Annotated in this window: 5 protein-coding genes; all 5 read right to left on the bottom strand. The window is 41.2% G+C overall.

Annotated elements, in window-relative coordinates; all coding sequences use genetic code 11:
* A partial coding sequence (locus LHW48_06825; protein ID MCB5260169.1) for a hypothetical protein occupies positions 1 to 704 on the bottom strand: 704 nt, incomplete at its 3' end.
* Positions 694 to 1,434 carry a hypothetical protein gene (locus LHW48_06820; GenBank protein ID MCB5260168.1) on the bottom strand — a complete coding sequence of 247 codons (741 nt, stop codon included), beginning with the start codon at positions 1,432 to 1,434 and terminating at the stop codon, positions 694 to 696. The genes LHW48_06820 and LHW48_06825, both read right to left, overlap by 11 nt.
* Positions 1,435 to 1,723: 289 nt before the next feature.
* Positions 1,724 to 4,228 carry an Hsp70 family protein gene (locus tag LHW48_06815; GenBank protein MCB5260167.1) on the bottom strand — a complete coding sequence of 835 codons (2,505 nt, stop codon included), beginning with the start codon at positions 4,226 to 4,228 and terminating at the stop codon, positions 1,724 to 1,726.
* Between the two features lie 7 nt (positions 4,229 to 4,235).
* Positions 4,236 to 7,652 carry a tubulin-like doman-containing protein gene (locus LHW48_06810; GenBank protein MCB5260166.1) on the bottom strand — a complete coding sequence of 1,139 codons (3,417 nt, stop codon included), beginning with the start codon at positions 7,650 to 7,652 and terminating at the stop codon, positions 4,236 to 4,238.
* Positions 7,649 to 8,057: hypothetical protein (locus LHW48_06805; GenBank protein MCB5260165.1), on the bottom strand; the 409-nt coding region annotated here is incomplete at its 5' end. The genes LHW48_06805 and LHW48_06810, both read right to left, overlap by 4 nt.

Genomic DNA, 8,057 nt, shown 5'->3' with positions numbered 1-8,057 from the left:
GCTAAGAATTCTATTGCTGATAGTTTAATAACCAGCGTTGGTTTTTGCGTTGTGTTTTCAGATTTAGGTGTATCATGAAACAACCCTCTCACCTTGTTGATAAGGTCCTCTTTACTTTTCTCTATCGTGTAAAAAGGGCTTATGTCGGAAAGTGAGTTATAGGCTGCGAGTTTTTCCTTTGCACGTGATTCAAGCTCTCCAACTCTGGTGAATTCAATGGAGATTTGTTCACCCCACCTTAAATAATCTTTAACATCGTGTTTGAAACTCCCAGACTCTTTGTCCCAAGAAATGATATGGAACTTGTCTTCTTCAGAACTATTGTAGTCTTCAATCAATTGTCCTTTGATGAGCCCTTCAATTGAATCGTGTTTCAACTTAACCGATAGAGGCTTATGAAGAAGGACGATGCATTCCTTGGGTTTATAGCAAATTAACATCTGGAAATCTTCCGGGATCAGAGACTTGATCGGAATCTCCTTTCCCGATTCTCCAATTTTAATATTATCATTATCAACAACTATCCGATGTTTTCTTCTATCAGCGTCGTCAAGGAGTTTATCAAAGTCGGCAAAAGGATAATTGTCAGCCAATAATGCTCTTATCTTGTCTATATCATGCTTATCTACACTAGCGTTTCCCAAGTAACACGCGTGATCATTTTCATCAAATGAAAAATTGGGATGAGTTTTCTCAGCCAACATGAACGTCCGCTTTTAAAATTACCACATCATTATGGCGAATTCCAAAATAGAGTACCCTAGACACTTTCTGTGAGGCTGACAACTGCTTTTTCATAGACATTGATTGATCATCAAACTCCTGGCCAAGTTGGGGCGTGAAGATAGATATGCTGTCACTGGCGAGACAATCATTAACATGTTGGCAAAAATCCGCTTTTTTTGCCTCACTCATGTTGTTGAACTCAGTACTCATTACGGTTTCGATTACGTGGTTTTTTAACATTGCTGGATCGTACGTAGAGCCAGGAAGTAATGTTATGCTGCGCATGATGTCTGTATGTTTATGGGGGTAGTTCCGGAGTAGATATTGTGCCAATACATCCTTGTAGTCCGTTAAAACATTAGCTCCAGTTCTTGAATTGCAGACTGGATTCTTGCTCAATTCAAAGAGCTGGATACGGACCTCGTCAAGCCGGTTATGCAATGAGGAAGTAAGTTCATTAATTTTCTCCTGGTTGTTGATTACGATCCGTGACAGATCTTCAATTTGGCTGTTGACTATTCCGTAGGTCTGTGTATCGTCATGCAATCCGATACCTAAGCGTTTCAGGGATTCGGAAAGTTTGTTCTGGTCATATCGGAGCGAAACCAGTCTTTTCATAATCAGCATCAGCATGACCAAAATCAATGACAAGAACAAAATTATTGCACAAAGTGGAAGCAGATATAATACTGTAGTTTGCTGTGGCATTAGTACTCCCAATCTACAGGCTTGATCTTCCTTTTTTTCTCTGGGCTATTCGTTCCTTGAGAGCTAACGTCATGTATAGCTCTAGGACCTTGAAAGCTAGTTGGATTTGATGTACGCGATTGTATCCTACTAATGCGGTCTTCAATATTCCTAGTTTGTAGGCTGTTTTTTCTCAATAACAAAAGGAGCAAGATCAGGATAGCAACACAGAGCAATGTCACAACCAACACCATATAGGGCATGTACAGTGAGAGTCTAGTAGTCAGTAATAGCACAATAGTCCTCCAACCTAATTTTCGGTAAAGTTTGTGATAGCTTCCAACTCGGTTTCTTCAATTTGGTCACCATTTTCGGCAACCCAAGCATAATAGAAGGTTTTATTTACAAATCGCAACTTGAAGCGATACGCAAAACCTTTCTTCGTTGTGGATGGTGGTGGTATGGTGAATTTTATTACCGGTACTTTTTGTGGCCCATCAATCATGTGCCTGCCTAGTATAGGGATACCGGTAGGGTTCACATGATTACTGACGGCATAGCCACCCTCACACATATCCAGAAGGGGTTCAAACAAGGTTATCGTTTCCAGGCCATGCCTATATAGATATTCGTTTTTACTCTTTGATGCACCCTTTATGTTAAGTGAACCAACAAGTTCATGGGCTTTAAGAGCTCCCTTGGCGACGGCTTTCTTTCCATCCTCAGGAACCCAGATTATGTTCGAGTCAGGATAACATTCCTTGGCTTCTTCATTAAAAATACTTAGTCGGCAGGAGTTCCCGGCAAGGATGAAGAAGTCAGGGTTCGTTTTATCCAATATATTGTTCATGAACATCCGATAGAGTATGTTCTCATCGATCATATCAAACAGTGATCTGATCTCTCTACGAATGGACGATTCCAAATTTGTGTACTGCATTTGTTCTGCATAAGCTCCCAAAGAATTGCATTTTATGGCCTCGTAGTGCTGCACTTGCTGGAAATACTGCTCTAATTCTTCGTTCTTGGCGGTGTAAAGCAAGGAAAAATCCTTTGGAAACCAGTCTGCTTCACCATTTATACTCATGCCGATCATATAGGTGATGTAGTTACCTGAAAATCTGTCGGTGCCCCAGGTGGCAAGTATCTCAAATGATATCTGGTCATCCTGGGTTACCCTAACAACACTTACATCCGTAGTTCCACCCCCGCAATCAAAAACACAAATCGTTGCTGAGCTTGTTGAATTGATCTTGTCTCTGATAGGTGATCCGGGCTCAAGAGCAAAATACAGCGCAATGTTCTCAGGTTCAGTGAGTGTCCTGGAGGAATCTGAATTGATGCCTAGAGAGTCAATAATTTCGTGCACCCGTCGTCTCGTTTCAGTCGGGAAATCAGCGGGATAACTAATTAGGGCTTTCCCGGGCTTAGAATCAGTATTCAAAAACAATCTGTCTAAAGCGTTTGTCAGATAGAGCCTGGCAAGGGCACTGGGTCTGAGCGCTTGGATGTTTTTTGGGGTCTGTCTATCGAAATAATACAACTCTTCGTCGCGGGTGAGTCTAGGTTTAAAATTTGTGGCAAAGGTGAGAGGAGGGTCATCGTTGCCTACATCTTGTCCAAAGGTTATTGAATGGGGCGGGAATTGATTGAACTTGTAGAATTTCAGAATAGTGGGTTCCTGCCAAAGGACCGTTTCTCCTCCTTCGTCCACATATGCAATACAGGTATTAGAAGTTCCAAAATCTATGGCCACAACCTTATTGATGTCTTTGTGATAGATGCCGTTATGATTTTTCACTATAAATGGAATGTCAAAATAACGGCAAAACACAGTTTCGCATGTTGGTAACTCAAACAACGCATGAAGTTCAAGTCTAGCAGTGATATCATTGCTGGAATCTGCCCCCCGTAACCTAGCAAGGTTTATCTCGACATTGTGGTGAATCTTCTGTTCGTCATCGAAGTAGCTATCAACGAATTTCTCATCAATGAAATCCGATAAGAATTTGACCCGAAGATTATTCAAGAGCCTGACAGAATCTGAATCAAATAAATTGTATGATAGGACAAAAGACATAACATTGTTTGATTCGCTTAATGGCGCAGCATTTGCATAATCCGAGTTTATTAGCCTTATGTCAGGCATTTCTGGCGTATGTATGAACTGCAAGTTCGGCATCCGTATAAGATGATTGCTGGTGGAAGCCACCCTCAGCTCGCCACTTAATGTCTTATCTCTGGCTAGCATATCGAAAAAACTGCTGGGGATTTCATGTCCACTGATTCCTTGAGTGCAATTGAATTCGGTTCCAGAAACCAGAATCGACACCCTCTTGACCTCAAACCAACTTCTAGTATTATATGTAAGCAAGATATTATGGTCGGTTAGTTCTTTTGTAACGTAGACCCTCTTTTCCGAATCGAGATCGTTAAGATCCAAAACTTGTATATTTTGCCAACTCAGCGAGAAATAACCCAGGTTAGAACAACGGATAGTTTGGGACAATTCTGGTCCGTTGGTTTTTACGATTAAGGTATGTAACCCAGGTTCATCAATTCTTAACTCGAATATCTTACTTGATTCTGGGTTTATCTGCACCTCACCCCGTTCGATTAACTCCCCGTCCAGCATAACCGATCGTAGAGTAACGCTCTCCGTTCCCTTGGCAGAGCAAACCACCAGAAAGCTTGTTCCGGCAAACACTTTCTCAGGACAGGACAACTCTAATTCTCGGATAACATGCCTGCAATATGGGCAATAGCAGTAATCCTGGCAGCTAATCAGCAGCTTACAGTTTGGGCAGTTATTCATCACATTCCTAGCAAGGATAAACCTTAACTCCATTCCTATGTACTGAGTCTTGATACCCTGAGCTGATCTTCATTACATCCTTGTAAGCAGTAGTAAGGTTTTTTTGACCATCTTTCATATTACTGATAGACTCAATACGACAGTATTTGTCCAAGTACTTGGTCAGCAACCTTTCCAAGACATATTCCTGAGGTATCTTGGGTTTGTTTTCCTGGAACTGATCAGAAACGAATTTCCTGATGTCCTCATAGTTAGAGAAGAGTGCAAACCATATCTGTTCTATGGACTCTTTTTGGTTGTACTTTTCTGCAAAGAGATCGCTGGACTTGTCTTTGATCACAGACATAAGTTTTTTGTTATTCTTAAGCTTCATGACTGCCGCATCAAGCGTTTTCCCAAAAGTTATATTCTCTTCTACATTAAATCTTTCGGGGTTTTCGATAGTTGCCACCCAGTTTTTATTGTCATATCTGATCAGGTGGAGAACGATAGCTTCGTAGAGCACTTCCCAGCAATGGAGGAATTCCTGCATATCTTCTGACGATTGAGGGATCACCAGTGGTTTAAGGTAATCTGTAACGATATCCGTATAGCGATGATATTTATTGTTAGCGCCAGCCTCGCAATTCCTAACAAATTCAGTCTTCAGGTGCTCTATATTTTTGAGCATGAATAGGGGAAATCCGAAAGTCTCGGCATAGAACAGAATACTCTCCTTTGAACCATGATACTGGAAGTTTTTAACTTTGCCAAGACCAGATAGAAAACTCTCAACATATTCGTTGGGTTCAGGCAATCCGACTATCCTGACCATGGAAGTATTTTCAATCCTCTGTTTGATCTTAGTATAGGCGAGAGAAAGCGCAAGCCTGAAATTAAAGTTGTCCAACATACCTCCAACGGACTGTCGGTATGTGGCCTCGTCAGTCCTGATCGATTCAACAAGTTGATCCATAGCGGACTTATCTTCCATAAAATTGTTGAACTCTTTACGACATGCTTGCCTGAGAGCAGGCCTTATCTCCAATTTGGTTTTTGACGCGATATAATTGTAGAATGTTATAATCTTAACAAATTGCTCCATGCTGCTAGAGATGTTATCATTGGTATTATGGGCTTCATTGATGAGATTGAGAAACCAGGAGGATATCTGGGATGCGAACCAGTCGTCACCATTTAGACGTTGCTTAAAGCTCTGATAAATTTTGTCTTGATCAACATCTTTGTCCAGAATCATTTTTCGGTTGAGCTTCACCGAGATTTCTGTCTTCAAACTCAGTTCATACCGTTTAAAGTAGGCATGTAGAGAAGTTAAATGCGTCTTGAATTCCCGAATTTGCTTATTCATCCCAATAGGGTTGATGACATTGGGGATGGTAACCTCCACGCTATCAACCATGTCAATAATTCTTGTTCTGTATTGATTAACAAGTTCCCCAATTTTCTCCTTGAACTTAACCTCAAAGCGCTTTTTAATAAGTTCCAGACATGAGTTGAAATAGTCTCCAATCTGCTTTTTTATCTCGCGATTCATATGATCAATCTCATGGGAGAGGTTTCTGTCATAATACTTCTTAGCCTTGTCCTTGTACAACGGAAAGACCCAAGGAATCTCATCACTATCCTGAATTCTCTGGAGTAGTCCGGAAATTCTAGAGTCGATATGAACTTCAGGGTGATCAGGCTTTTCTTCTTTCAGCGATTCTTTCAATCTTTTGACGTCATTTGCGTAGTTATTCTGGTTAACATCCATTTGATTGACCAGTGCCTTAACCCGATCAAGCATCTGGGTAGCCACTGTGATCCCGCCATCATGATAGTTAGCCAAGATATCATACATCAGCTTTTCAATCTCACTATAGGTATCATTCAAGCCGGAATTTAAGTTTGATAATAGCTTATCAAGGGTGGGGCCTGGAATTCTTTCGTACTCGATCAACTCCCTGTTCATTGTGCCCAGTTCATTTTGTACAAATGCGTCAATATCTGCGAATTGTTGCTGGCATACTTGCTGCACCTTGGAGACGTTGGTGTGGTCAAAGGTTATCTTTGCTTCAACATCCTGAAGCTTTTTCTGTTTCTTCGTAGTCAAGATGTGAATGAAGTCTTCATAAACAGAATTTGGCCTGCTTCCGTGCGTTATTTGGTGCAGAATTTCTTCGAAGTTGAGTTTACTTATGCGGAACCCACCATCAGGACTTTCAAACAATTGATTGTTATTGGGGTTATCTTTTAGTAAATTGCTTAGCAAATCAACAATATACTTGTAGGATGCCCAAGTTTTCATCTTAGACACGTTGAGAAATATACCGGATAGGGCAAAGGAAGAGTAATCAGAGTGATATATACTCTCCACCTTAATGTCATTGCCTGTCTCTTGATCCGGCATTATATACTCGACTGAAGCCTGAGATCCAACAATTTTTGTGTTGACCGTGTTTTGACGCTTGAATGCGCCGAATGGAGATTTATCGAAATCAAAGTAAAAAATCTCAGCAACCATCTCGAAGGGGTCGGAAAAGAGATTTTCCTTCGGAGATTTGTAATACTCATTTGATACTAAAAATACGTTGCTATAGAGGGGGAGATTAAACTTCTTGGTGATTCCTTCGGAATCCACAAACTCAAACATGTGACGTTCTTTGCCGATCAGAGGGTCAAGGCTATTAGCAGCAGTCTGATAGAAGTCAAGCTCTTGCAAAGCAGCATAACAATTAGCGTCCCGGTACTCATTGTCACCTTTCTCAGCGAACATGTCTGAAAGGAAAAATATGCCGTAAACAGAATTTGACGGCCAGTTTGACTTTAGGAGTTTTGCTAACTCCAGAAACATTCCAGAACCCGTGCCCCCAGCCAATGAGCCGACGATGTAAACATCTATCTCATTATCTAACTCAACACCCGAAACATCAAACTGCCGGTCAAGTTTGGATATGTTTTGCTCTAAGGTAAGAAGAATATCCGATGAGTGCCAGGAAAAGGCCAGCCTACCTAATGGACGTATTCCTTTAGCCCCATATAGCAGAGCTTCATATCCAAGAGGCTTCAATGCTTCAGCAGGGAACCAATGCCTGATATGGGGAAAGGCATTGATCTTTTCATAAAAGCTACTCAAAGTATCCCTGTCGATACTAGCGTTAAACACTTCGTCTATTGAGTTGCGAACACCAAAACGGATGTTTTCTCCAATAACTTCCCAGTTTTCATCGCAAATGGGTGTTCCGGCCGTATCAGTATCTATCCAGAGGTATCTAATGAAATCATAGCCGTACTTGTTCTCGTTCGCTCCGTAGAATTTACGTCTAAGTCGCATCAAGACTTCTTTTCCTGATCCGCCTAGACCGATAAATAGGGTTTTTTTCATAGCCGCACTGGCTTTCTTATGCTCTCCAGTTCCTTCGCGAACTTTATCTTGAATACTCATTTTGCTGCCCCCTTGCTCTTGTTGGATATGCTTATGGTCAAATAGATCAACCATACTACCGCGATGAAAATTATCAAGCCCACATTGTTTGTAAACGTAGAGCCTATATAGGAAAAATCAAATCCGCTCATTGCAAAAATAGCTAACAAAATGACTACAGCCGAGATCAGAGAGAAACGCAGACATTGTGTAGCAGCAGCAGTAAGGGGGTTGATCCCTTTCGCTAGAAGATTAGGGAAATGGCTTAAAAGCAAAAAGTAAAAAACAATTATTACGAATAGGCTAAGCGCTAGAACTAGATACTTGTTTGGTGGATTTGGAACACCCACATCAGTGGTGGCATCCTCGTTTACAGTTTCTTCATAATAGACACTGTCATCGTTGTCACTTGTTTCCTGTGCACTC

It is taken from the genome of Candidatus Cloacimonadota bacterium (assembly GCA_020532355.1).
Lineage (GTDB): Bacteria > Cloacimonadota > Cloacimonadia > Cloacimonadales > Cloacimonadaceae > UBA5456.
This window is presented reverse-complemented; position numbering and strand designations above follow the sequence as displayed.

Coding starts and splice junctions, on each gene's coding strand:
- LHW48_06820 (MCB5260168.1), bottom strand. CDS start 1,434: ATGCCACAGCAAACTACAGTATTATATCTGCTTCCACTTTGTGCAATA.
- LHW48_06815 (MCB5260167.1), bottom strand. CDS start 4,228: ATGAATAACTGCCCAAACTGTAAGCTGCTGATTAGCTGCCAGGATTAC.
- LHW48_06810 (MCB5260166.1), bottom strand. CDS start 7,652: ATGAGTATTCAAGATAAAGTTCGCGAAGGAACTGGAGAGCATAAGAAA.